This window comes from Sphingomonas sp. Leaf257 (genome assembly GCF_001422185.1).
GTDB lineage: Bacteria > Pseudomonadota > Alphaproteobacteria > Sphingomonadales > Sphingomonadaceae > Sphingomonas > Sphingomonas yabuuchiae.
In genome coordinates, this window is sequence record NZ_LMMH01000001.1 from 474925 (window position 1) to 498801 (window position 23877).

Annotated in this window: 25 protein-coding genes; 15 read left to right on the forward strand and 10 right to left on the reverse strand. The window is 66.6% G+C overall.

Annotated features, from left to right (window positions below):
* The first annotated feature begins 1 nt into the window (after position 1).
* The 5 genes from ASF14_RS02325 to ASF14_RS02345 all read left to right on the forward strand — a co-directional run bounded on the left by ASF14_RS02325 (position 2) and on the right by ASF14_RS02345 (position 4068).
* Positions 2-973: a YihY/virulence factor BrkB family protein gene (locus ASF14_RS02325; protein WP_056430834.1), complete on the forward strand. Its 972-nt coding sequence runs from the start codon at positions 2-4 to the stop codon at positions 971-973.
* A gap of 8 nt (positions 974-981) precedes the next feature.
* Positions 982-1773, forward strand: coding sequence for an enoyl-ACP reductase FabI (gene fabI, locus ASF14_RS02330; RefSeq protein ID WP_056431409.1), 792 nt, complete (start codon positions 982-984; stop codon positions 1771-1773).
* 206 nt (positions 1774-1979) lie between these two features.
* The gene (locus ASF14_RS02335; protein ID WP_056430837.1) at positions 1980-2525 is read left to right on the forward strand and encodes a GNAT family N-acetyltransferase; all 546 of its coding nucleotides are present in this window, start codon (positions 1980-1982) and stop codon (positions 2523-2525) included.
* Complete coding sequence (gene aroC, locus ASF14_RS02340; RefSeq protein WP_056430839.1) at positions 2522-3589, forward strand: chorismate synthase; 1068 nt, start codon at positions 2522-2524, stop codon at positions 3587-3589. The genes ASF14_RS02335 and aroC overlap by 4 nt, the downstream gene beginning before the upstream one ends.
* Positions 3590-3651: 62 nt before the next feature.
* Positions 3652-4068, forward strand: a complete 417-nt coding sequence (locus ASF14_RS02345) for a hypothetical protein (protein WP_056430842.1) — start codon at positions 3652-3654, stop codon at positions 4066-4068.
* A gap of 124 nt (positions 4069-4192) precedes the next feature.
* Here ASF14_RS02345 and ASF14_RS02350 read toward each other — a convergent pair whose 3' ends face one another.
* From ASF14_RS02350 to ASF14_RS02370, 5 genes are all read right to left on the reverse strand, one after another.
* A complete protein-coding gene (locus ASF14_RS02350; RefSeq protein WP_056430844.1) occupies positions 4193-5482 on the reverse strand; it encodes an adenylosuccinate synthase in 1290 nt (429 codons plus the stop codon).
* A gap of 112 nt (positions 5483-5594) precedes the next feature.
* Positions 5595-6701 carry an ATP phosphoribosyltransferase regulatory subunit gene (locus ASF14_RS02355; RefSeq protein ID WP_056430847.1) on the reverse strand — a complete coding sequence of 369 codons (1107 nt, stop codon included), beginning with the start codon at positions 6699-6701 and terminating at the stop codon, positions 5595-5597.
* Entirely contained in the window at positions 6698-7039 is a 342-nt protein-coding gene (locus tag ASF14_RS02360) for an endonuclease domain-containing protein (protein WP_082442026.1), read from the reverse strand. The genes ASF14_RS02355 and ASF14_RS02360 overlap by 4 nt, the downstream gene beginning before the upstream one ends.
* A 484-nt stretch (positions 7040-7523) precedes the next feature.
* Positions 7524-9101 (reverse strand): phosphoglycerate dehydrogenase, encoded by a 1578-nt coding sequence (gene serA, locus ASF14_RS02365; RefSeq protein ID WP_056430855.1) that lies wholly within the window; start codon positions 9099-9101, stop codon positions 7524-7526.
* A 150-nt stretch (positions 9102-9251) separates the two neighbouring features.
* Positions 9252-10406 (reverse strand): phosphoserine transaminase, encoded by a 1155-nt coding sequence (locus ASF14_RS02370; protein ID WP_056430858.1) that lies wholly within the window; start codon positions 10404-10406, stop codon positions 9252-9254.
* Between the two features lie 313 nt (positions 10407-10719).
* On the opposite strand from ASF14_RS02370, the gene ASF14_RS02375 reads away from it, so the two are divergent.
* Genes ASF14_RS02375 through ASF14_RS02390 form a run of 4 tightly spaced genes read left to right on the forward strand, consistent with a single transcriptional unit; the run spans position 10720 to position 13073 of the window.
* Positions 10720-11226 carry a DUF2975 domain-containing protein gene (locus ASF14_RS02375; protein ID WP_056430860.1) on the forward strand — a complete coding sequence of 169 codons (507 nt, stop codon included), beginning with the start codon at positions 10720-10722 and terminating at the stop codon, positions 11224-11226.
* Entirely contained in the window at positions 11226-11447 is a 222-nt protein-coding gene (locus tag ASF14_RS02380) for a helix-turn-helix domain-containing protein (RefSeq protein WP_056430864.1), read from the forward strand. The genes ASF14_RS02375 and ASF14_RS02380 overlap by 1 nt, the downstream gene beginning before the upstream one ends.
* A 42-nt stretch (positions 11448-11489) precedes the next feature.
* Positions 11490-12152 (forward strand): extensin-like domain-containing protein, encoded by a 663-nt coding sequence (locus tag ASF14_RS02385; protein ID WP_056430867.1) that lies wholly within the window; start codon positions 11490-11492, stop codon positions 12150-12152.
* A 33-nt stretch (positions 12153-12185) separates the two neighbouring features.
* Entirely contained in the window at positions 12186-13073 is an 888-nt protein-coding gene (locus ASF14_RS02390) for a TIGR00730 family Rossman fold protein (protein ID WP_042490639.1), read from the forward strand.
* A gap of 131 nt (positions 13074-13204) precedes the next feature.
* Here ASF14_RS02390 and ASF14_RS02395 read toward each other — a convergent pair whose 3' ends face one another.
* Positions 13205-13600, reverse strand: a complete 396-nt coding sequence (locus tag ASF14_RS02395) for a hypothetical protein (RefSeq protein ID WP_156360987.1) — start codon at positions 13598-13600, stop codon at positions 13205-13207.
* Positions 13601-13714: 114 nt separating this feature from the next.
* On the opposite strand from ASF14_RS02395, the gene ASF14_RS02400 reads away from it, so the two are divergent.
* Genes ASF14_RS02400 through ASF14_RS02415 form a run of 4 tightly spaced genes read left to right on the forward strand, consistent with a single transcriptional unit; the run spans position 13715 to position 17492 of the window.
* Positions 13715-15061, forward strand: coding sequence for a M48 family metalloprotease (locus ASF14_RS02400; RefSeq protein WP_056430875.1), 1347 nt, complete (start codon positions 13715-13717; stop codon positions 15059-15061).
* Positions 15061-15768 (forward strand): DsbA family protein, encoded by a 708-nt coding sequence (locus ASF14_RS02405; protein WP_056430878.1) that lies wholly within the window; start codon positions 15061-15063, stop codon positions 15766-15768. Before ASF14_RS02400 ends, ASF14_RS02405 begins: the two co-directional genes overlap by 1 nt.
* A 33-nt stretch (positions 15769-15801) precedes the next feature.
* Positions 15802-16734: an ABC transporter ATP-binding protein gene (locus ASF14_RS02410; protein ID WP_056430881.1), complete on the forward strand. Its 933-nt coding sequence runs from the start codon at positions 15802-15804 to the stop codon at positions 16732-16734.
* Positions 16731-17492 carry an ABC transporter permease gene (locus tag ASF14_RS02415; RefSeq protein ID WP_056430884.1) on the forward strand — a complete coding sequence of 254 codons (762 nt, stop codon included), beginning with the start codon at positions 16731-16733 and terminating at the stop codon, positions 17490-17492. Before ASF14_RS02410 ends, ASF14_RS02415 begins: the two co-directional genes overlap by 4 nt.
* A gap of 127 nt (positions 17493-17619) precedes the next feature.
* Here ASF14_RS02415 and ASF14_RS02420 read toward each other — a convergent pair whose 3' ends face one another.
* Together ASF14_RS02420 and glpX are read right to left on the reverse strand one after the other, a co-directional pair.
* A complete protein-coding gene (locus ASF14_RS02420) occupies positions 17620-18339 on the reverse strand; it encodes a CPBP family intramembrane glutamic endopeptidase (protein ID WP_056430887.1) in 720 nt (239 codons plus the stop codon).
* 134 nt (positions 18340-18473) lie between these two features.
* Entirely contained in the window at positions 18474-19448 is a 975-nt protein-coding gene (gene glpX / locus ASF14_RS02425) for a class II fructose-bisphosphatase (RefSeq protein WP_056430890.1), read from the reverse strand.
* 159 nt (positions 19449-19607) lie between these two features.
* On the opposite strand from glpX, the gene ASF14_RS02430 reads away from it, so the two are divergent.
* Complete coding sequence (locus ASF14_RS02430; RefSeq protein ID WP_056430893.1) at positions 19608-20363, forward strand: ATP-binding cassette domain-containing protein; 756 nt, start codon at positions 19608-19610, stop codon at positions 20361-20363.
* Positions 20360-21901 (forward strand): glycine betaine ABC transporter substrate-binding protein, encoded by a 1542-nt coding sequence (locus ASF14_RS02435; protein ID WP_056430896.1) that lies wholly within the window; start codon positions 20360-20362, stop codon positions 21899-21901. The genes ASF14_RS02430 and ASF14_RS02435 overlap by 4 nt, the downstream gene beginning before the upstream one ends.
* 352 nt (positions 21902-22253) lie before the next feature.
* Here ASF14_RS02435 and dapD read toward each other — a convergent pair whose 3' ends face one another.
* Positions 22254-23081 carry a 2,3,4,5-tetrahydropyridine-2,6-dicarboxylate N-succinyltransferase gene (gene dapD, locus ASF14_RS02440; protein ID WP_056430899.1) on the reverse strand — a complete coding sequence of 276 codons (828 nt, stop codon included), beginning with the start codon at positions 23079-23081 and terminating at the stop codon, positions 22254-22256.
* A gap of 2 nt (positions 23082-23083) precedes the next feature.
* Complete coding sequence (locus ASF14_RS02445; protein ID WP_056430901.1) at positions 23084-23746, reverse strand: pyrimidine 5'-nucleotidase; 663 nt, start codon at positions 23744-23746, stop codon at positions 23084-23086.
* Positions 23747-23877: the final 131 nt, after the last annotated feature.

Below are 23877 nucleotides of genomic sequence, written 5' to 3' on the forward strand. Positions count from 1 at the left end.
CATGAGCGATGTGAACGGCCTGACTCCAGAAGAACGCGCGCACCATCCAGGCAAGGCTCGACAGCGGCTGGACCGGCAGATCGCCAAGGTCCGGCCCGGCTCCTATGCTTTTGAAATCCTGAAGCGAACGAGCCTGGGCGTGTTCAATGACGGGTTCATCCATGCCGGGAACCTCGCCTATCTGGCGTTGATGACGCTGTTCCCCTTCTTCATCACCACCGCCGCGCTGCTCTCGCTGTTCGGGCAAAGCAACGAGACGCAGCATGCGGTGGAGAGCTTCCTCCACGTCCTGCCCCCCGATGTCAGCGAGCTGTTGCGCAAGCCCATCTCCGACGTGCTGGCGGCGCGGACCGGATCGCTGCTGTGGCTGGGCGGGCTGGTCGGCCTGTGGACGGTCGGCGGGTTCATCGAGACGATCCGCGACATCTTCCACCGCGCTTACGGCGTAAAGGCGACGGCCGCCTTCTGGAAATCGCGATTGTCTTCGACGCTGGTCATGATCGCCTCGGTCGTCGTTGCGCTGTTGTCTTTCCTGGCGGCCGGTATCCTGACGGCGGCGGAGCAGTTCATCTATCGCCTCGTCCCCTTCGCGCAGGACATGGCGGGCTGGATCGGCCTGTCGCGACTGATCCCCGGCGTAGTCATGTTCGGCGCGCTTTACCTGCTCTTCTATTCGGTCACGCCGGGGAAATATCGCGAGAGCGACTGCCCCAAATGGCCGGGGGCCCTGTTCACCGCCGCCTGGTGGGTCAGCATGACCGCACTGCTGCCCTGGGTTCTGTCCAAGCTGGGTGGCTATGACCTGACCTATGGCAGCCTGGCGGGCGTCGTCGTGATGCTGTTGTTCTTCTATCTCATAGGCCTGGGGCTGGTTTTCGGTGCGCATTTGAACGCGGCACTGGCGGAACCCCCCGAACCGGCGCTAGAGAGGGGGATTGATGGAAGTGAACCGGCAGGAGCGGTAACGGCGTGAACGGATTGATGGCAGGCAAGCGGGGGCTCATCATGGGCCTGGCCAATGACAAATCGCTGGCCTGGGGCATCGCCAAGCAGCTTTCGGAGGCGGGCGCGGAACTCGCCTTTTCGTATCAGGGCGCGGCGATGGAAAAGCGGGTCCGCCCGCTGGCTGAACAGCTGGGCGTGGCGCGCCTGTTCGATTGCGACGTCTCCGAGATGGAGTCGCTCGACAAGCTGTTCGTCGATCTGAAGGCCGAGTGGCCAACGATCGACTTCGTGGTTCACGCCATCGGCTTTTCGGACAAGTCGCAGCTGCGTGGAAAATATTACGACACCACGCTCGACAATTTCCTGATGACCATGAACATCTCGGCCTATTCGCTGGTCGCCGTCGCCCAGCGTGCGCGGACGATGATGCCCGAGGGCGGGTCGATCCTGACGCTGACCTATTACGGTGCGGAAAAGGTCATCCCGCATTATAACGTCATGGGCGTGGCGAAGGCGGCGCTGGAGACGAGCGTGAAGTATCTCGCGGTCGACCTCGGTCCGGAGAATATCCGCATCAATGCCATCTCGGCGGGCCCGATCCAGACGCTGGCCGCGCGCGGCATCGGCGACTTCAACTATATCCTGAAGTGGAACGAGCTGAACGCGCCGATGCGTCGCACCGTGACCATCGAGGATGTCGGCGGCGCTGGCCTCTATATGCTGTCCGACCTGTCCTCGGGCGTGACCGGCGAGATCCACCATGTCGACGCCGGATATAATGTCATCGGCATGAAGGCCGAAGACGCACCGGACATCGCGCTGGCGTAACCCCCGATCCTCCCCAAGCTCTGCTTGGGGAGGGGGACCATGCGAAGCATGGTCGAGGGGCATGGCGGGTCGTAAGACAACCTGCCTTCCAGAATGCGACACCTCTCCGTCAGGCCTACGGCCTGCCACCTCCCCTTACAGGGGAGGAATGGGCCGCCAACTTTATCTATCGCGCCTTGCGCCCCGGCGACGCTAAAGACGAACCCATGTCCGACCAGCCTTCCGCCGCCATCACCATCCGCCCGGCCCAAGGGCAGGACGTCGCCGCGCTCGACGCGTTGCTCGTCGCCAGCTTCCCCGCCCCCGCCGAAGCCGCATTGGTCCGCGACCTGTGCGTGGAGGGCGACATGGTGCTGATGCTGGTCGCCATCGACGAAGCGACGGACAGCCTGATCGGCGCAATCGCGTTCAGCCGCATGGCGGTCGAGATCGGCGGCAAGCCCATCAATTCTGTCGCCCTCGCCCCCATCGCAGTCGCGCGCGACTGGCGGCAGCAAGGCGTCGGCGAGGCGCTGATCGCCGCCGGGCTGGAACGACTGGAAAAGGAAGGCGTCGTCCTGTGCTTCGCGCTGGGCGATCCCGCTTTCTATGGCCGCTTCGGTTTCGCCGCCGATGTCGCGAGCGGTTTCGACAGCCCCTATGCGGGCGACTATTTCCTGGCCGCCCCGCTGCAGGGCGGCCTGATCCCCTGCGGCGTGCGCGGGGCCGCCACACATGCGCCGGCCTTTGCCCGGCTGGGAGATGCTGCGTGAGCTTCAACAGTTTCGGCCGCCTGTTCCGCTTCACCACCTGGGGCGAGAGCCATGGCCCGGCGCTGGGCGCGGTAGTCGACGGATGCCCGCCGGGCATCGCACTGTCGGAAGAGGACATCCAGCCCTGGCTCGACAAGCGCCGTCCGGGCACCAGCCGCTTCACCACGCAGCGCCGCGAACCCGATCAAGTCCGCATCCTGTCGGGCGTGTTCGAGGGGCGGACCACCGGCACGCCGATCAGCCTGATGATCGAGAATGTCGACCAGCGGTCCAAGGATTATGGCAACGTCGCGCTCGCCTATCGCCCCGGCCATGCCGATTATGCTTATGACGCGAAGTACGGCTTTCGCGACTATCGCGGCGGCGGGCGATCTTCGGCGCGTGAGACGGCGGCGCGGGTCGCGGCGGGTGCGGTGGCGCGCGCGGTGATCCCGCAGGTGAGGATTCGCGCATGGGTCGAGTCGATCGGCGGCGATCGGATCGACTATGAGGCGTTCGACGATGCGCAGATCGACGCCAACCCCTTTTTCTGCCCCGATGCGGCGGCCGCCGAACGCTGGGAAGCGATCGTCGACGGCGCGCGCAAGTCCGGCTCCTCGGTCGGCGCGGTCGTGGCGTGCGAGGCGACCGGCGTGCCAGCAGGCTGGGGGGCCCCGCTCTATGCCAAGCTGGACAGCGAACTCGCCTCCGCCTGTATGAGCATCAATGCGGTCAAGGGTTTCGAGATCGGCGACGGGTTCGCCGCCGCCGCGCTGACCGGTGAGCAGAATGCCGATCCGATGCGCGCCGGCAATGGTGGCCCGCGCTTCCTGGCGAACCATGCGGGCGGCATCGCGGGCGGCATCGCCACCGGCCAACCCGTCACGATGCGCGTCGCGTTCAAGCCGACCAGTTCGATCCTGACCCCCGTCGACACCATCACCCGCACCGGTGAGGAAACGCAGATCGCCACCAAGGGCCGTCATGACCCCTGTGTCGGCATTCGCGGCGTTCCCGTGGTCGAGGCGATGGTCGCGCTGGTTTTAGCCGATCAGGCGTTGCTTCATCGCGGCCAATGTGGTTAACTAGAGGAACGGACGTTCTCCTGCCTCGTTAACCATTGCGAGAATAAAGCAGGAGAGAATCAATGCGTTACATGCATGTAATCGCCGCCGCCGCGCTTGTGATCCCCGCTGCGGGCTTCGCCCAGGTGTCGGGCGGCACGGCTGGCGGAATGTCGGGACAGACCGCCGCACCGGGCCAGTCGATGCCGGGTCAGACCATGCCGGGGCAAATGCCCGGCCAGACCATGGGCCAGCCCGGTGACACGATGAGCACGACGCCCGGCACCACCACCCGCTCGACGACGCGCGGCAAGAGCCGCAGCCGGACGACCACGCCGGACAGCACGGTCAACACCCCCTCGACCCTGCCGGACGCCACCGGATCGTCCACCACGACCGGCAGCGGTACGCTTGGCAGCGATCCGACCACCAGCGGCCAAGTCGGCACCGGCACCAGCGGTGGGACCACGACGCCGCCGGGCAGCAGCGGCGGCATGTAATCCCTTTCGGGTTCGTCACTACGGCAAGGGCTCGGTCGCGCAGGCGGCCGGGCCTTTTGCTGTGTTCCGGGGCAAGGAAAACCTGCCCAAAAAAAGGCCCCGACTTCCGCCGGGGCCTCCAAGATCAATCCGCGAAGGGATCGCGAACCAGGATCGTGTCCTCGCGCTCCGGGCTGGTCGACACCAGCGCCACCGGGCAGCGGATCAGCTCCTCGATCCGCCGGATGTACTTGATCGCCTGCGCGGGCAGATCGGCCCAGCTCCGCGCACCCGCCGTCGATTCCTGCCAGCCTTCCATCGTCTCATAGACGGGGACGACCTTCGCCTGATCCGCCGCATGGGTCGGATAATAGTCGAGCGTCTCGTCGCCCAGCTTGTAGCCGACGCAGATCTTCACCTCGTCGAACCCGTCGAGAACGTCGATCTTGGTCAGCGCGATGCCGGTAATGCCGCCGACCGCCGCCGACTGGCGCACCAGCACCGAGTCGAACCAGCCGCAGCGACGCTTGCGGCCCGTGACGGTGCCGAACTCATGTCCGCGCTCGCCCAGACGCTGGCCGGTCTCGTCCTCCAGCTCGGTCGGGAACGGCCCCGAGCCGACACGGGTGGTGTACGCCTTGGCGATGCCCAGCACGAAGCCGACGCCCGACGGCCCCAGGCCCGAACCACCCGCCGCCGCACCCGCGATGGTGTTGGACGAGGTGACGAAGGGATAGGTGCCGTGATCGATGTCGAGCAATACGCCCTGCGCGCCCTCGAACAGAATACGCTTGCCGCCTGCACGTGCCTCGTTGAGGTCGCGCCACACCGGCTTGGCGAAGGGCAGGACGAAGGCAGCAATCTCGCGCAGATCGGCCAGCAGCCGCTCGCGATCCACCGGCGGCTCGCCGAACCCGGCACGCAGCGCATCGTGATGCGCGCAAAGACGGTCGAGCTGCGGGCCGAGGTCGTCGAGATGCGCCAGGTCGCACACGCGGATCGCACGGCGGCCGACCTTGTCCTCATAAGCCGGACCGATGCCGCGCCGCGTCGTGCCGATCTTGCCCGCGCCGCTGGCGTCCTCGCGCAGACCGTCCAGGTCGCGGTGGATCGGCAGGATCAGCGGGCAATTGTCGGCGATACGCAGCGTCTCGGGCGAGGCATGGACACCCTGCTCGGCCAGACGCTCGATCTCGGCCTTCAGGGCCCAGGGGTCGAGGACGACGCCGTTGCCGATAACGCTGGGGGTGCCGCGCACGATTCCCGAGGGGAGCAGCGACAGCTTGTAGACATTCTCGCCGACGACCAGCGTATGACCGGCATTATGCCCGCCCTGGAAGCGGACGACCATGTCGGCGCGCTCGGCCAGCCAGTCGACGATCTTGCCCTTGCCTTCGTCGCCCCATTGCGCGCCGATGACTGCTACATTTGCCATGGATGCTATGCTCCGCCTGCCGGACGGACCCCATGCGCCCTTCGACAGGACTCGGCGGATGGGGGTTTCCAATAATGTGCGGGGCGCGCCTAGCGGGACGCGGCCCCCTATGTCAACCGGCGATGGCGGTCGGCTGGCCGTTGTTCAGGATATGGGTGCAAAGCTGCGCCTCGGGCGTGTCACCGTCCTCCAGCGCCTGCACCGTCACCCATCCCTGCGCCCGCAGCGAGGCGCCCGTTTCAGGCGCGGTGCCGAAGGGCAGGAACAGCCGCCGCCGCTCGGTCGGCGGCGCGGTGGCGACGATGGCGTCGGCATAGAGCGAAAAGCCGGTGGCCTTCTCCTCCGCGCCGTCCTCATGGAAGATCGTATAGGTGCCGCCGCGCCCGACCTCACGCGGGGGACCGGCAACGAACAGCGAGAAGCCCAGCCAGCTCTGAAACTCGAAGCCATGCCGCTCGGTCGGGTCGAGCGTCATCGACACCCCCTCACCCAGCGCCGCCGCAATCGCCTCCAGCGCATCAAGGCGGCTGGCGAGCACACCCTGGGTGTCGAAGGCACGCAGCCGCTCCATCGCGGTCGCGAACGGCCCGGCGGCTTCGACCAACGGCAGATAGTCCGGTGCGATCGCCGCGACCCCGCCCGCATCCTTGGCGTCCAGCCGGTCCCGCAGCGCCGCCACCTGATCGGGAGCGACCGGCAGCGGCCCGGCGGCGAGCAGATCGACCAGATCGGGCAGCGTGAAGTCGATCGAAATGCCCGTCGTCCCCGCAGCGACCAGAGCCTCCACCGCGACGCGCACCACCTCGGTGGCGGCGGCGGTGGAGTCGAGGCCGATCAGTTCCGCCCCGATCTGCCGCCACTCACGGGCGGGCGCCAGCTCGGAGCCGCGCAGGCGGACGACCGTGCCCGCATAGGACAGGCGCACCGGGCGCGGGTGATGGCCCATGCGGGTGGCGGCGATGCGGGCCACCTGCGCGGTCAGGTCGGGCCGGATCGCCAGCGTGCGCTGCGACACCGGATCGACGAAGCGCACCGCGTCATGCAAGCCACCCGCCTTCAGCCGCGAGCCCAGCGCCTCGGCAAACTCGATCGACGGCGGATCGGCGCGCTCATAGCCATGCAGCCGCGCCGCCTCCAGCACCCGCGCCTCGACCGAGGCGGCGGCATCGGCATAGGGGGGAAGACGGTCGTGATAGCCTTCGGGAAGGAGCGCGGTCATCGGATAAGCCTGTTCATCAGCGTGTGCGCCACGCCGTCGGGGTTGGTCATGACATCCGCGTTTTGGAAGCGGATCACCGCATAGCCTCGGCCTTGGAGCCAGGTGGTACGGTGGGCGTCGCGTGATTGGTCGTTATGCGTATCGCCGTCAACCTCTATGACCAGCTTGTGGGACCGCGCGGCGAAGTCGGCAATGTATGGGCCGATCGCGACCTGGCGCGAGAATTTGATGCCGTGGAAGCGGCGGTCGCGCAGGATCAGCCAGAGGCGTTTTTCCGGCTCGGTCATCTCCCGACGCATGGCGCGGGCGCGATCACGGAGTACCGGATCAGTCTGCATAGTTTATCGCCCCCCCCGTTTGGAGGAATGTACCACTCCCTCTCCCCACTGGGGAGAGGGCCGGGGTGAGGGGTCGGGGCCAGGCGAGACGTCGCGGCCTAGCCCCCGCCCCTCACCCAACCCTCTCCCCGGAGGGGAGAGGGCTTTCCCCATTCGCTCGGTGATATGCTATACACCGATCAGCAGCAGCGAGGATGACCTCATGCCCATCAAGGACCTTACCGGCCCTTCCCGCATGACCGATGCGGAAAGGGAAGCGATACGAGCCGGGATCACGGCGATATTCGTGGCAGGCGGCCGTCCACCACCCAAATTCCCGCCCTTACGCCGCGACGATGGACCGGAACCTGTCGAGCCTCCGTCAGGACCAAGACCGCGGCCCTTGTCGGGCGGAGCAGAAGCCCCGCTCGAATAGCTTTTGCAGAAAAAGGGCCGAACGCGTTTCCGCATCCGGCCCTTTCCATCAGCTTCTGATTTCAGCCGATCAGAACACCAGACCCATGGCGGTCTTCACGCCCGGCAGCGCCTTGACCTTGCCCAGCAGCTCCGCATCCACCGCCTCGTCGACCGAGAGCAGCAGCACTGCCTCGCCGCCCGCCGAGCGGCGGCCCAGGTGGAAGGTGCCGATGTTGACGCCCGCCTCGCCCAGCGTGGTACCCAGACGGCCGATGAAGCCCGGCGCGTCCTCGTTGACGACATAGAGCATCGGCCCAGCCAGATCGGCCTCGACCTTGATGCCGAACAGTTCGACCAGGCGCGGGGCCTGATCGCCGAACAGCGTGCCCGCGACCGAGCGCTCGCCGTCCGCCGTCGTCACCGTCACGCGGACCAGCGTGTGGTAATCGCCCTCGCGGTCATGACGCACTTCGCGCACGTCGAGCCCACGCTCCTTGGCGAGGAACGGCGCGTTGACCATGTTCACCGTGTCCGAATGGACGCGCATGAAGCCCGCCAGCACGGCGCCCGTGATCGGCTTGAGGTTGAGCGCGGCGGCGGCGCCCTCCGCCTCGATCGCGATGCCCGTCACCGCGCCGTGCGAGAGCTGGCCGACCAGCGAGCCGAGCTTCTCCGCCAGCGCCATATAGGGCTTGAGCTTGGGTGCTTCCTCGGCGGTCAGGCTCGGCATATTAAGCGCGTTGGTGACGCCGCCCGAGACCAGGAAATCGGCCAGCTGCTCGGCGACCTGGATCGCGACATTGACCTGCGCTTCGGTGGTCGACGCGCCGAGGTGCGGGGTCGAGATGAAGTTGGGCGTGCCGAAGAGCGGGCTTTCCTTGGCCGGTTCGACCTTGAACACGTCCAGCGCCGCGCCGCCGATATGGCCCGAGTCCAGCCCGGCCTTCAGCGCCTCTTCGTCGATCAGGCCGCCGCGCGCGCAGTTGATGATGCGCACGCCCTTCTTGGTCTTGGCGAGATTCTCGGCCGACAGGATGTTGCGGGTCTGGTCGGTCAAGGGCGTGTGCAGCGTGATGAAGTCGGCGCGGGTGAGCAGTTCGTCCAGCGTCACCTTCTCCACGCCCATCTCCAGCGCGCGCTCGGGCGTCAGGAACGGATCGAAGGCGACGACCTTCATGCGCAGGCCCAGTGCGCGGTCGGCGACGATCGAGCCGATATTGCCCGCCCCGATCAAGCCCAGCGTCTTGGACGTCAGTTCGACGCCCATGAAGCGGTTCTTCTCCCACTTGCCCGCTTGCGTCGAGGCATCGGCCTCGGGCAGCTGGCGGGCGAGTGCGAACATCAGAGCGATGGCGTGTTCGGCGGTGGTGATCGAGTTACCGAACGGCGTGTTCATCACCACCACGCCCTTGGCGCTGGCGGCGGGGATGTCGACGTTATCGACGCCGATCCCGGCGCGGCCGACGACCTTCAGGTTCGTCGCGTGCTCCAGGATCTCCTTGGTCACCTTGGTCGAGCTGCGGATCGCCAGACCGTCATATTCGCCGATGATCGCCTTCAGCTCTTCGGGCGTCTTGCCGGTGATTTCGTCGACCTCGACCCCGCGCTCGCGGAAGATCTGGGCGGCCTTGGGGTCCATTTTGTCGCTGATGAGAACTTTGGGCATGGGGAAAGCTCCGGGAAATTGGGGGATTTCTCCCTCTCCCCGTGGGGGGAGGGTCAGGGTGAGGGGTTGGGGCTTGGCGACACACGCGCCGATGGCCCAGCATCGCCCTTCACCCAACCCTCTCCCCGGCGGGGAGAGGGCTTTGAAAGGTCAGGCCTTGGCGGTCGCGTAGGCCCAGTCGAGCCAGGGGCCGAGCGCCTCGATATCGGCGGTTTCGACCGTAGCGCCGCACCAGATGCGCAGGCCGGCGGGCGCGTCGCGGTAACCCGCCACGTCATAGGCCGCGCCTTCCGCTTCGAGCAGCGAGGCCATCTTCTTGATGACCGCCTCGTCCGCACCCTCGACCGTCAGGCAGACGCTGGTGGTCGAACGGATCGCCGGATCAGCCGCCAGATGGCCAAGCCAGTCGCGCTCCTCGACGATTTTGTTAAGGGCCGCCGCATTGGCGTCCGAACGCTTGATCAGCGCTTCAGCACCACCCAGCCCCTTGCCCCATTCGAGCGCGAGGATCGCGTCCTCGACGGCCAGCATCGACGGCGTGTTGATCGTCTCACCCTTGAACACGCCCTCGGCCAGCTTGCCCTTCGACACCAGGCGGAACACCTTGGGCAGCGGCCAGGCCGGGGTATAGGTTTCCAGACGCTCGACCGCGCGCGGGCCGAGGATCAGGACGCCGTGCGCACCCTCGCCGCCCAGCACCTTCTGCCACGAGAAGGTCGCGACATCGATCTTGTCCCAGGGCAGGTCATAGGCGAACACCGCGCTGGTCGCGTCGGCGAAGGACAGGCCCTCGCGGTCGTCGGCGATCCAGTCGCCGTTCGGCACGCGCACGCCGCTGGTGGTGCCGTTCCAGGTGAAGAGCACGTCGTTCGACCAGTCAACCGCATCCAGGTCCGCGATCTGGCCGTAATCGGCGCGCAGGACGGTGGGGTCGAGCTTCAACTGCTTGACCGCGTCGGTCACCCAGCCCTCGCCGAAGCTTTCCCAGGCAAGCGTGGTGACCGGGCGGGCGCCCAGCATGGTCCACATCGCCATCTCGAACGCACCGGTGTCGGAGCCGGGGACGATGCCGATGCGGTGAGTGTCGGGGAGCTTGAGCAGCTCGCGCATCAGGTCGATGCAATATTGCAGCCGCTGCTTGCCGATCTTCGAGCGATGCGAACGGCCGAGGCTGTCCGTCGCGAGCTTGGCTGCTTCCCAACCGGGAGGCTTGGCGCAGGGGCCGCTGGAGAAATAGGGACGCGCCGGTTTGGTGGCGGGCTTCGCGGGCGCAAGAGTGGCGTCAGCGGTATTCAAATCAGTCATTTAAGACTCTCCTCACAGAGAGCACGCGCGGCGTTGGGACCGCGTGGCCCGTCGACGGCCCTAGCGATGTCGATCGACGATGACAACCACAATCGCGATGACGCAATTTTACTTTTGTCGTGCGGCTAGACGCAGGATTTTTGCAATGTGAGTCCTGCCTACCCTTTCCGTACGTTGTCGAGCGTGTGCGCTCCACACACCCAAAGAAGCCATCCTCGCTATCCGTCATATCGATTTTCAATATATTTATTGCACGATATTCGATGATGAATTATTGAATATCGATATTGATTCGGAATGGAGGATAGGCCGCATGACACGCTTTGCCAGTCACATCAGCACGTTACTCTATGTCGCGCTGCTCGCCATTCTGGCGTTCGTCACGGCCGTTATCCTGGCGGCTGCCGGTGTGTTGATCGTCGATGCGATCTCGCCCGGCGCGCTGGGGGCGGTGCATGTGAACGCGCAGGCGCTGGACATGAAGACCTCCGGCGTGGTCGCCGCTGCGCTGGCGGTCATGCTGACGGCCCTGGGACTTGCCTGGGCCTCGCTGCTGCCGCTGATCCAGATGCTGCGCAGCACGGCGGCGGGCGCGCCCTTCACCCTCGCCAATGTCAAGCGGCTGAACTGGATCGCGGGCACCATCGCGGTCGCCTATCTACTACAATTCGCGCTGCCCCCTATCCTGCCCTTCGACGCGCACGACATGGTCAAACCGATGGGCGTGGACGGCGTGTTCGCCATCCTGCTGACCCTGGTGCTGGCACAAATCTTTCGCGAGGGCGTGCGCCTGCGCGAGGATGCGGAAGGGACCATCTGATGGCGATCCGGATCAATCTCGACCGGCTGCTGCTCGACCGGCGCATGTCGCTGACCGAACTGGCCGAGCGGGTCGACCTGACGCTCGCCAATCTGTCGATCCTGAAGACCGGCAAGGCGCGGGCGATCCGCTTCACCACGCTCGATGCCATTTGCACCGCGCTCGACTGCCAGCCGGGCGACATATTGGAACATGTCGCAGACACGCCTCAGAATGGCTGATCGGGGCTGGCCAAAGCGGCGGTAAAGGGAGCAAGGGGTCGCATGGTTCGCGTCCCCCTGTCTCTCGTCGTTCCGATCCTGGGGACGGCGCTCCTCTCCGCCTGCGGGCGTCCCGATCGGCCCGTCCAGCAGGCCTCGCGCCCCGAACCCTATCGCCCGCCGGTCCGCGAAACTGCGCAGTGCGAGGCCGATCTGCGGCGCGAGGGCGTCGATTATCGCCGCCTGCCCGACAAGGAGCTGGGGCCCGGCTGCGGCCTCTATGGCGCGGTGCAGCTGACCGATATCGGCGTCCCCGTCACCGGCGTCACCGCGATGCGATGCGGCAATGCCCGCGCCTTTGCCGGATGGGTGCGCAACGCCGTCGCACCCGCCGCCTGGCAGATCCTGGGCTCGCCGCTGGCCAAGGTCGAGGGGATGGGCACCTATGCCTGTCGCAACATCGTCGGGACCAAGCGGATCGGCGACCGGCGTTCGGGCCATGCGTTGGCCAATGCGGTCGATGTGGGCGGCTTCGTGCTGAAGGACGGGCGGCGGATCACCCTGCTGAACGACTGGCATTCGACCGACCCGCAGGTGCGGCAATTCTGGACGGTCATCCGCGCCTCGGCCTGCAAGCGTTTCGGCACGGTTTTAAGCCCGGATTACAACGCCGCGCATCGCAACCACCTGCATCTGGAGGACGATGCCGCACATTTTTGCCGGTAGCGCATGGACCGGCGATACCCTACATCACCCAAAATGACCGATAAAACCCAAGTACCGAACCGCGTCTTCCCCAATGCCAGCCAGGACGCCGAGAGCGCCAAGACAATCGTCTCGACGCCGCAGACCGAAAGCCCCGCTTACACGCTGGCCTTTCAGGACATGGACTTCCTGCTGCGCGAAGACCTTCGCCCCGTCCGTTTCCAGCTGGAACTGCTGAAGGCGCAGTTGCTGCTCGAAGAGGCCAAGATCGCCTCGACCTTCGTCTTCTACGGCTCGGCGCGCATCCCCGAGCCCGCCAAGGCCGAGGCGCTGCTGGCGCTGGCGCATGACGACAAGTCGCGCAAGATCGCCGAGAATCTCGTCGCCAAGAGCAAGTACTACGACATCGCGCGCGAGCTGGCCCAGATCACCAGCCGCCTGCCCCGCGACGATCGCGGGATGCGCCAGTTCGTCGTCTGCTCGGGCGGTGGCCCGTCGATCATGGAAGCCGCCAATCGCGGTGCGGCTGACGTCGGCGCCGAGTCGGTCGGCCTGAACATCGTCCTGCCGCACGAGCAGGCGCCCAACCCCTATGTCACGCCGTCGCTGAGCCTTCAGTTCCACTATTTCGCGCTGCGCAAGATGCACTTCCTGCTGCACGCCCGCGCGCTGGCGGCCTTCCCGGGCGGCTTCGGCACGTTCGACGAGCTGTTCGAGCTGCTGACTCTGATCCAGACGGGCAAGATCCAGCCGATTCCCGTCCTGCTGTTCGGCCGCGCCTTCTGGGAACGCGTCGTCAATTTCGAGGCGCTGGTCGAGGAAGGCGTGGTGTCCGAGCGCGATCTCGGCATCTTCACCTATGTCGAGACCGCCGAAGAGGCGTGGGACGTGGTCCGCAACTTCTACGAGGAACGCGCCCGCAAGGAAGCCGAACAGGCGTAACGCCGGTCGGTTGATTGGACCATCGACAGCCCCTCCCCTTCAGGGGAGGGGTTGGGGTGGGGCCTGTCCACCGGCGAAACGTTTGCGGAAGCGCCCCACCCCCGCCCCCTCCCCTGAAGGGGAGGGGTGAATTAAACCTTCGCCATCGCCCGCGACGCGGTGCACAGGTTGCGGCTTGCATCCTGCGGCATGGGCACACTCATGCTTACCCCCTTCGCGGCATCGCGAAAGGCGAGCAGGCGGAAGTCGTGGCCGATGCCGCCCTTCTCGACCCAGACCAGCCACAGGTCGCGCACCCGATACGCTCGCAGGAAACGCACGCGCGGCGGGGCGTTCGGCGGCACGACGTCCGACGCGTGGAACGGCCCCCCCGCCTCGGCGATCGGCTGTCCGACCGATGCGAGCAACGCATCATGCACCGGCGTCGGCAGCTCCGCCATCCGCCGCGTCGCCGGCCGGGCGCCAGCGATGGCGCAGTTCGGAAGAGCGGGCATGGGGGAAACCTGTCCGGCATCGATCATCAGCATAGCCGCGCCACCCTTTTCGTTCGCCGGGCGTTCAGCCGCCCGGTGTCAGAGGCAATAACTATCACCGCCGCAAACCCGGTTGTCTACCACGGCCGACCCGTCGATAGAGGAAGCATGAAGCGTCTGATCGCCGCCTTCGCCGTTACGGTCCTGGTCTGGGCGCAGCCGGTCGCCGCGCAGTCGATCCTGCGCGATGCGGAAACCGAATCGCTGTTCGCCGACATGTCCGCGCCGATGATCAAGGCCGCCGGGCTGTCCCCGCGCGACGTGAAGATCGTCCTGATCAACGATGATTCGATCAACGCCTTCGTCGCGGGCGGACAGATCGTCTATGTCCATTCGGGGCTGCTTCAGGCGGCGGACAATGTGAACGAGGTACAGGGCGTCGTCGCGCATGAACTCGGCCATATCGCCGATGGTCATGTCATCCTGAGCGAACAGGCGATGAAGCCCGCGATGAAGATGCAGCTTCTGTCGATGGTGCTGGGCTTGGCCACCATTGCGATGGGCGGCGGTGCGGCGGGCATGGGCGTGCTCGCTGCGGGACAGCAGGCCGCGATGGGCCAGGTCCTCGCCTTCAGCCGCAACCAGGAATCGGCGGCCGACGCGGCGGGCGCGCGCTATCTGACCACGGCGGGTATCACCGGCAAGGGGATGCTGAGCTTCTTCAAGAAACTGCAAAACCAGCAATATCGGTACGGCTATACCAATATCGATCCGTTCGCGCAGACCCATCCGCTGTCGGCGACGCGTATCCAGTCGCTGACCGCCGATCTTCAGGGATCGCCCGCCTGGAACACGCCGATCGATCCAAGGCTCCAGGAACGCTTCCTGCGGGTGAAGGCCAAGCTGTTCGGCTATGTCTCGCCGCCCGAGACGACGCTGAGCAAATATCCCGACAACGACCAGTCGGTCTATGCACATTATGCCCGCGCCTATGCCTATCACAAGGCCGCCTATCCCGACAAAGCCGAGGCGGAGGCCGTCGCGCTGATCGCCAAGGACCCCAAGGACCCGTATTTCCAGGAAATCCAAGGGCAGATCCTCCTGGAATCGGGCAAGCCGCAAGAGGCGTTGGCGCCTTTGCGTGCCGCGACCATGGGCTCGGGCCAGAATGCGTTGATCGCCACCACCTTCGGCCATGCGCTGATCGCCACCGAGGACAAGCGCAACCTGCCCGAGGCGGTGAAGGTCCTGAAGGTCGCGGTCCAGCGGGACGAGGACAATCCCTTTGCCTGGGTCCAGCTGGGCACCGCCTATGAACAGATGGGCGACGAACCCCGCGCCGCGCTCGCCACCGCCGAGCGGGCGAGCATGATGGGCGACACCCGCACCGCCATCCAGAGCGCACGCTATGCGATGGCCAATCTCACCCCCAATACGTCCGAATGGATTCGGGCGCAGGATATCGCCATGACCTCTGCCGACGCCGCCGCCAGTTCCAAGAAGAAGCGCCGCTGATGGGCATGAAGACTTTGGCCGCCGTCGCGGTCCTGGGCGGCCTGGTCGGCGGCGGCACCGCGCTGGCCCTGGCTCCGCTGGTCGCACCGGGCGGCGCCTCGGGCGATAGCGTGCGCGCCTATCTGCTCGACCATCCCGAGGTGATCCCGGAGGCGATGCAGCGCCTGCAGGACCGCGAACAGGGCAAGGCGGTGGCGGCGATCGGCGGCGACCTGACCAAGCCGTTCGGCAATGCCTATACCGGCAATCCCAAGGGCGATGTCACGCTGGTCGAGTTCTACGATTATAATTGCGGCTATTGCCGGGCCAGCCTGCCGCTGTTGAAGCAGCTGACCCAGGCCGATCCCAAATTGCGCATCGTCTATCGCGAGCTGCCGATCCTGGCACCGTCCAGCCGTGCGGCGGCGCGCGCCAGCCTGCTCGCCGCATCGCAGGGCAAGTTCGCCGCCTTTCACGACGCGCTCTATGCCGGGGGTCCGGTCAGCGACGCGACCATCGCCGCCGCCGCCGCCAAGGCCGGCGTCGACATGAGCAAGATGGCCGCCTTCCAGTCCCAGGCGGATGCCGAGATCGCCCGCAATCTCGAAGCCGCCGGGCGGCTGGGCCTGACCGGCACGCCGAGCTGGATCGTCGGCAACCGCATCCTGTCGGGCGCGTTGCCGCTCGAACAATTGCAAAAGGCCGTCGCCGAAGCGCGAAACCGTTGATAAAGCGGCGGTCTTCTAACGGGGGACTGCCGCATGACCGACCCGATCCTGTCCGTCGAGGGCGTGACCAAAACCTATAAGGGCGGGTTCACCGCCCTTCAGCCGGTCGATCTGAGCATCCGGCGCGGCGAGATTTTCGCGCTGCTGGGACCGAACGGCGCGGGCAAGACGACATTGATCTCGATCGTCTGCGGCATCGTCACGCCCTCCGCCGGAACCATCCGGGTCGATGGCCATGACGCACTGCGCGACTATAAGGGCGCACGCCGCAAGATCGGGCTGGTGCCGCAGGAATTGTCGGTCGACATGTTCGAGCGGGTGATCGACACCGTCAATTTCAGCCGGGGCCTGTTCGGGCGCGCGCCCAACCCCGCCTATGTCGAACAGGTGCTGCGCGACCTGTCGCTCTGGGACAAGCGTCACGCCAAGCTGATGGAATTGTCGGGCGGCATGAAGCGCCGCGTGCTGATCGCCAAGGCGCTGTCCCACGAACCCGACCTGCTCTTCCTCGACGAGCCGACTGCGGGCGTCGATGTCGAGCTGCGCCGCGACATGTGGAAACTGGTTCACCGCCTGCGCCAGCGCGGCGTCACCATCATCCTGACCACCCATTATATCGAAGAGGCCGAGGAAATGGCCGACCGGGTGGGCGTGATCGCCAAGGGCAAGCTGCTCCTGGTCGAGGAAAAGGCCGAGATGATGAAGAAGCTCGGCAAGCGCGAGATGGTGCTGACGCTGGCCGAGCCGATGGCGGCGATCCCCGCAGCGCTGGCCGAATGGCAGCTGACCCTGGAGGACGAGGGCAAGCGCCTGCGCTACATCTTCGACGCGCGTGCCGAACATACCGGCATCCCATCGCTGCTGCGCAAGCTGGGCGACAGCGGCATCGGCTTCGTCGATCTGGAAACCTATAAATCCTCGCTGGAGGATATCTTCGTCGATCTGGTCGAGGGGACACGCGCATGAACCTGCATGGCATCTGGTCGATCTATCGCTTCGAAATGGCGCGGTTCCGGCGGACGGTGTGGACCAGCCTGATGGTGCCGGTCATCACCACGACCCTCTATTTCGTGGTGTTCGGCACCGCGATCGGCTCGGCGATGAATCAGGTTTCGGGCGTGCCCTACGGCGCGTTCATCGTGCCGGGGCTCATGCTGCTGTCGATCTTTTCGGAAAGCATTCTGAACGCGAGCCTGGGCATCTACATGCCCAAATTCACGGGGACGATGTACGAAATCCTCTCCGCCCCCTTGTCACCGATAGAGACGGTGCTGGGCTATGTCGGCGCGGCGGCCAGCAAGTCGATGGTGATCGGCCTCGTCATCTTCGCCACCGCCCATCTGTTCGTCGACCTGACGATCCTGCACCCGGTCGCGATGCTCTTCTACCTGCTCTTAGTCGCCGTGACCTTCTCGCTGTTCGGCTTCGCCATCGGCATCTGGGCGCGCGGGTTCGAGCAGTTGCAGGTCATCCCGCTGCTGATCGTCACCCCCCTCACCTTCCTCGGCGGCGCTTTCTACTCGGTAACGATCCTGCCCGAGCCGTGGCGGACGGTGACGCTGTTCAACCCGGTCGTGTATCTGATCAACGGCTTCCGCTGGACCTTTTTCGGCACCTCGGACGTGACGCCGGGGGTCAGCCTGGGGGTGACGGCGCTGTTCCTGCTGGCGTGCCTGGCATGGATCGGCTGGATCTTCCGCACCGGCTGGCGACTGAAGAATTAAGCGTAATTCCTCCCCTGTAAGGGGAGGTGGCATCGCGTAGCGATGACGGAGGGGTGTCACCCTCTCGACAGCGGGACACCCCTCCACCAGCTTTGCTGGTCCCCCTCCCCTTACAGGGGAGGAAGATTTACCTCCTAAGCACCCCGCTCAGCACCGGCGTCACCACCAACCCGTTCAGGTCCACCAGCACATGGACCAGCATCACCACCCACAAACTGCCGGTCATCAGATACAGCCCGGTCATCACCGCCCCCAGCGCGGTGGTGGCGGCCACCCCGACCCAGCCCTGATAACGGTGCATCGCCCCGAACAGGATCAGCGAGGCGACAAAGCCGATCCCCGCCTGTCCCGTCGCCATCGCGACCAGCAGCGGCAGATAGAGGCGAAAGAACGCCTCCTCCGTCACCCCCGCCATGATGCTGAGCGCGGCGGCATATTTCACCTCTCGCCGCTCGCGCGGCAGCAGTGCGGAAATATTGCCCAGCGGCTTGCGCTTGCGCAGCCGTGCCAGCACCGCACCGACGACCAGCCCGCCGATCGCGCCGCCGATCAGCATCCCCTGCATCGCCTCGCCGCTGTCGAAGATCGGCGGCATGGTCGCGGCGACAGGGGCGAACTCGTCCGGCATCACGACCAGTGCATCGCTCCGGCCGAGCAGCGCCAGCCCGACGAGAACCGGCAAAAGGAACGCCAGCGCCGACCGCGCCAGCCACAATCGGAAGCGCATCCGCCGCGAATGGCTGTCGTTCAGCGCGCTGAACCGCCGATACTCGCCCAGATCGCCCTTCTGGAACCACCAGATGCCCGCCAAGGCGGCCAGCAGCAGGAGGGCGGCGGCCGTCGTCATTCACCCCTCCCCTTCAGGGGAGGGGACGGGGGTGGCGCGCTTCCGCAAGCACAGGGTTCGAGGCGAGGCCCCACCCCAACCCCTCCCCTGAAGGGGAGGGGCTCGATCAAGACGGAACCCTCACGCATTGCACATCAAAGCCGATGCTGCCCCTTCACCCAGCGCACCGTTCCCGACGAGGCGCGCATGACCACGCTCTCGGTCGTCATGACCTTGGGCCGACGCTTCACCCCGGCCAGCAGCGAGCCGTCGGTCACGCCGGTGGCCGCGAAGATGCAGTCGCCCTGCGCCAGCTCGGTCAGGTCATATTGCTTGTCGAGATCGGTCACGCCCCATTTGTGCGCCCGCGCCCGCTCGGCATCGTTGCGGAACAGCAGCCGTCCCTTGAACTGCCCGCCGACACAACGCAGCGCGGCGCAGGCCAGCACGCCCTCGGGTGCACCGCCCGAGCCCATATAGACGTCGATGGTCGTGTCGGGATCGGTTGTCGCGATCACGCCCGCGACATCGCCGTCGCCGATCAGCACCACGCCGCACCCCAAGCCGCGCAGCTCGGCGATCAGCCCCTCATGACGCGGCCGGTCGAGCACGCAGACCACGATATCCTTGGCCGCCACGCCCTTAGCCTCGGCAATGGCGCGGATATTGTCGCTGGGGCTGCGGTCCAGATCGATCACGCCCGCCGGATAGCCGGGGCCGACCGCGATCTTGTCCATATAGACATCGGGCGCGTTGAGCAGATGGCCCTTCTCCGCGATCGCCAGCACTGCCAGGCTGTTCGGCCCTGCCTTGGCGCAGATGGTCGTGCCCTCCAGCGGATCGAGCGCGATGTCGATCTCGGGGCCGTTGCCGGTGCCGACCTTCTCGCCGATGAACAGCATCGGGGCCTCGTCGCGTTCGCCCTCGCCGATGACGACGGTGCCGTCCATGTCGAGCTCGTTGAGCGCGGCGCGCATCGCCTCGACCGCCGCCGCGTCCGCCGCCTTCTCATCCCCGCGCCCGACCAGCGTCGAGGCCGCGATCGCCGCCGCCTCGGTCACACGCACCATTTCGAGGACGAGGACACGGTCGAGAACCTGGCTGGCGCTCTGAAGATCGGTCTGGCTCATAAACTCTCCTGCCACTGACCCGTGGCTATGTTGAACATGTTTTACGGCGCCATATCGCGCGTGGCGGCACAGGCATAGCCCGAAAGCCGCGAAGGCGGTGCAGCGAAACGGCACGCCACCGCGTTTGACCCGTTCCCGCTTCCCTCCCAAGATGGCCCCATGCCCAAACCGATGATCGCGCTGGAGAATGTCAGCCGCCGCTACGGCACGGTCGCGGCCGTCGACACCGTGTCGTTGATCGTCGAGCGGGGCGCGTTCGTCGCACTGGTCGGCGCATCCGGATCGGGCAAGTCGACGCTGCTGCGCATGATCAACCGGCTGGAGCAGCCCGATACGGGCCGGGTCCTGATCGACGGACAGGATGTGACCGCCGAGCCCCCGCCCCTGCTCCGTCGCCGCATCGGCTATGTCTTTCAACAGCATGGCCTGTTCCCGCACATGACGGTCGCGGCCAATATCGCCATCGGCCTGCGCATCGCCGGGCGGACCGTGGGAAACCGGGTGGACGAACTGCTCGATCTCGTCGACCTGCCGCGCGACGTGACGCAGCGTATGCCCGATGCGCTGTCGGGCGGCCAGCGCCAGCGCGTCGCCATCGCCCGCGCGCTAGCGACAGAGCCGCCGATCCTGCTGCTCGACGAGGCACTGGGCGCACTCGATCCGGTCACTCGCGATGCGGTGGCGGGGCGGCTGGTCGAACTGCACCAGCGGCTGGGGCTGACCACGATCCTCGTCACGCACGACATGGCCGAGGCGTTGCTGACCGCCGCCCGCGTGCTGGTGATGGAAGCCGGCCGGATCGTCGCCGATGCCACCCCTGCCCAACTGGTACGCGGCGAAGGCGGCAGCGCGGCGCAGAATCTGATGGCGGTCCCCCGGCATCAGGCCGAACGGCTCGCGGCGCTCCAGGCATGAGCCCCTTTCTCGACGCCCTCACCCGCGTTCCCCCGCTGCTGGCCCAGCATGTGCTGGTCAGCATGGCCGCGCTGCTGCTGGGCATCCTGATCGCGGTGCCGCTGGCCTTTGCGTGCGCGCGGCGGCCGGGGCTGTCGCGGGTGGCGCTGGGCTTCGCCAGTCTGGTGCAGACCATCCCGGCGCTGGCCTTGCTGGCGCTATTCTATCCGGTGCTGCTCAGCCTGTCGGGACTGGTCGGCGGCGGGATACCGGCGCTCGGCTTCCTGCCCTCGTTGCTGGCGCTGACCCTCTATGCGCTGCTGCCGATCCTGCGCAATGGCGTGACGGGGCTGGTCGGGCTCGACCCGGCGGTGTTGCAGGCCGCCGATGCGGTGGGGATGACGCGAGGCCAAAAGCTGCGGCTGGTCGAGGCGCCCCTGGTCGCGCCGGTGCTGGCGGCGGGCATCCGGACGGCGGCGGTGTGGACGATCGGGGCCGCCACCCTGTCGACGACGGTAGGCCAGCCAAGCTTGGGCGACCTGATCTTTGCGGGCCTCCAGACCCAGGCCTGGGCGCTGGTATTGGCGGGCTGTTTTGCCGCCGCCGCGCTGGCGCTGGTCGTCGACGCGCTGATTGGGCTGATCGAGCGCGGGCTGGCGATGCGGCGGCGCTGGATGTGGTTGGGCGGATTGATTGCGCTGGCATTGGGGATCACACTGGCGACGCAGCCGCTCTGGCCGCGCGGTGGCGATGCGCGGCGAGAGGTGGTGATCGGGGCGAAGAACTTTTCCGAGCAATATATACTGGCACGGCTGATCGGCGACCGGCTGACCCGCGCGGGCTATGACGTCAGCTATCGCGACGGGCTGGGCTCGACCGTGGCGTTCGAGGCGACGGCGGGCGGGCGTGTGGACGTCTATGTCGATTATGCCGGGACCTTGTGGACGACCGCGATGCGTCGGCATGATTCCCCGCCCCGCGCGGCGATGTTGGGTGCGCTGAAGGACTGGGCGGCGACCCGCGACGTGACGATGCTGGGGCCGCTGGGGTTCGAGAATGCCTATGCCTTTGCGATGAAGGCGCCGCTGGCGCAGCGGCTGGGCGTGCGGTCGCTCGCCGATCTGTCCGCCGCCGCGCCGCGATTGAAGCTGGGCAGCGACTTGGAGTTTCTCGACCGGCCCGAATGGGCGGCGGTGCGCGACGCTTACGGCCTGCGCTTCGCCAGCATGACGCCGTACAGCCCGACTTTCATGTACCGCGCGCTGGAGAGCGGACGGGCGGATGTGATCTCGGCTTTCTCCTCCGATGGCCGGATCGCGGCGGAACGGCTGACCGTGCTGGGCGATCCGAAACGGGCGATCCCGGGTTACGATGCGGTGCTGCTGGTGGCGAAGGACCGGGCGGCAGACGCGAAGTTCGTTCAGGCGCTGCGGCCGATGCTGAATCGTATTCCCGTCGAGGCGATGCGCGAGGCGAATTACCGGGTCGACCGCGATGACGCAGCGAAGGAAAGCCCGGAGGCGGCGGCGCGGTGGCTGGCCAAGCGGGTGGGGTTGTAATTTTGGTTCACGCCAAGCCGCGAGGACGCGAAGCAGGGAAGATTTTGGTTCGCGCGGAGGCGCGGAGACGCGGAGGGGGATCGCGCTGGACGATCGTCCTGTTTTTTTGCCGGCCAAAGAGGCAGGATGAAGGCTGCCGCCGGGCCCGACACCTCTGCTTTCTCCGCGCCTCCGCGCGAACAAAATCTTCTTCGCGACTTCGCGTCTTCGCGTGAACCTTAAGCCCCTCCCGCAAGCGGGAGGGGTTGGGGAGGCCAAGGAGTCTCACCGAAACCGTCGCGCGTGGCCTTGCCCTCCCCCATCCCCTCCCGTTTACGGGAGGGGCGTGCCAAGGGTCAGGCGTTCAGCGCAATCAATCGCGCAGCAGGTCGTTGATGCTGGTCTTCGAGCGGGTCTGCGCGTCCACGCGCTTGACGATCACCGCGCAGTACAGGCCCGGCTTGCCGTCCACCGACGGCGTCGTGCCGGGCACCACCACCGAGTAAGGCGGCACATGGCCACGGAAGACTTCGCCCGTCTCACGGTCGATGATCTTGGTCGACGCACCGAGATAAACGCCCATCGACAGCACCGCGCCCTCGCCGACGCGGACGCCCTCGGCCACCTCGGCGCGCGCGCCGATGAACGCGCCGTCCTCGATGATGACGGGATCGGCCTGAAGCGGCTCCAGCACGCCGCCGATGCCGGCACCGCCCGACAGGTGGACGTTCTTGCCGATCTGCGCACAGCTGCCCACGGTCGCCCAGGTGTCGACCATCGTGCCCTCACCGACATAGGCGCCGATGTTGACGAAGCTGGGCATCAGGATCGCGCCCTTGGCGACATGCGCGCCGCGGCGCACGACCGATCCGGGCACCGCGCGGAACCCGGCAGCGCGGAAATCGGCCTCCGACCAGCCGCTGAACTTCGACGGCACCTTGTCGAACCAGTGGCCCGCGCCCGGACCATTGTCGATCAGGACATTGTCGTTCAGGCGGAACGAGAGGAGGACGGCCTTTTTCAGCCACTGGTTGACGGTCCAGCCGCCATGGCCGTCCGGCTCGGCCACGCGCGCCTCGCCCCGGTCGAGCAGCGCCAGCGCGCGGTCGACGGCGATCCGCTCCTCACCCTGCGTCGCGAAGTTCAGCTCGGCCCGGTTGTCCCAGGCGGCATCGATGGTGGCGGCCAGTTCATGTGCCATCGTCAGTCCTCCAATATGCTCGTCAGCCACGGCGTCAGCGCGTGGACGGTATAGTCGATATGGTCGCGGGCGGCTTCGGGCCCCTGTTCGGAGCCATTGTCGACCCACACGGTCGTCATCCCGATCGCCTTGGCGGGGATCAGGTTGCGCGCCATGTCCTCGAAGAAGATCGCGCGGGTCGGATCGATGTCGAACGCCGCGCACAGCCCCGCATAGGCGGACGGCTGCGGCTTCGGCACCAGGCCCATGGCGGTGATGTCGTGCACCGCCTCGAAATGGCTGCCCAGCCCCAGCCGGTCGAGGACCTTCAGCGCATAGGGCTTGTCGCCATTGGTGAAGACCAGCTTGCGCCCCGGCAGCTTGGCCAGGGCGGCGGCGAGCGGCGCGTCCTGTTCCAGCACGTCCATCTCGATATCATGGACATAGGCGAGGAAGGCGGCGGGATCGACGTCATGCTCGGCCATCAGGCCCGCCAGCGTGGTGCCGTGCGCGTGGAAATACTCCTTCTGCACCCGGAACGCCTCGGCCGGGTCCAGGCCCAGCAGGTCGCCGACGAACTGCGTCATCCGCCGATCGATATGCGCGAACAGATTGGCGCTCGCCGGATACAGAGTATTGTCCAGATCGAAGATCCAGGCGTCGATATGGGCAAGCGCGGGCAGCATGGCGGCAGCGTGTAGGCGTGAGGCCCCATGGCCGCAAGCCGCCCCGTGGCCCGTCCGCGCCCCATCGCTGGCCCCCCCTTAACGACGGCGCAAGAAAATCATGCTATCCCAAGGATCAGGCTCACCCCTGT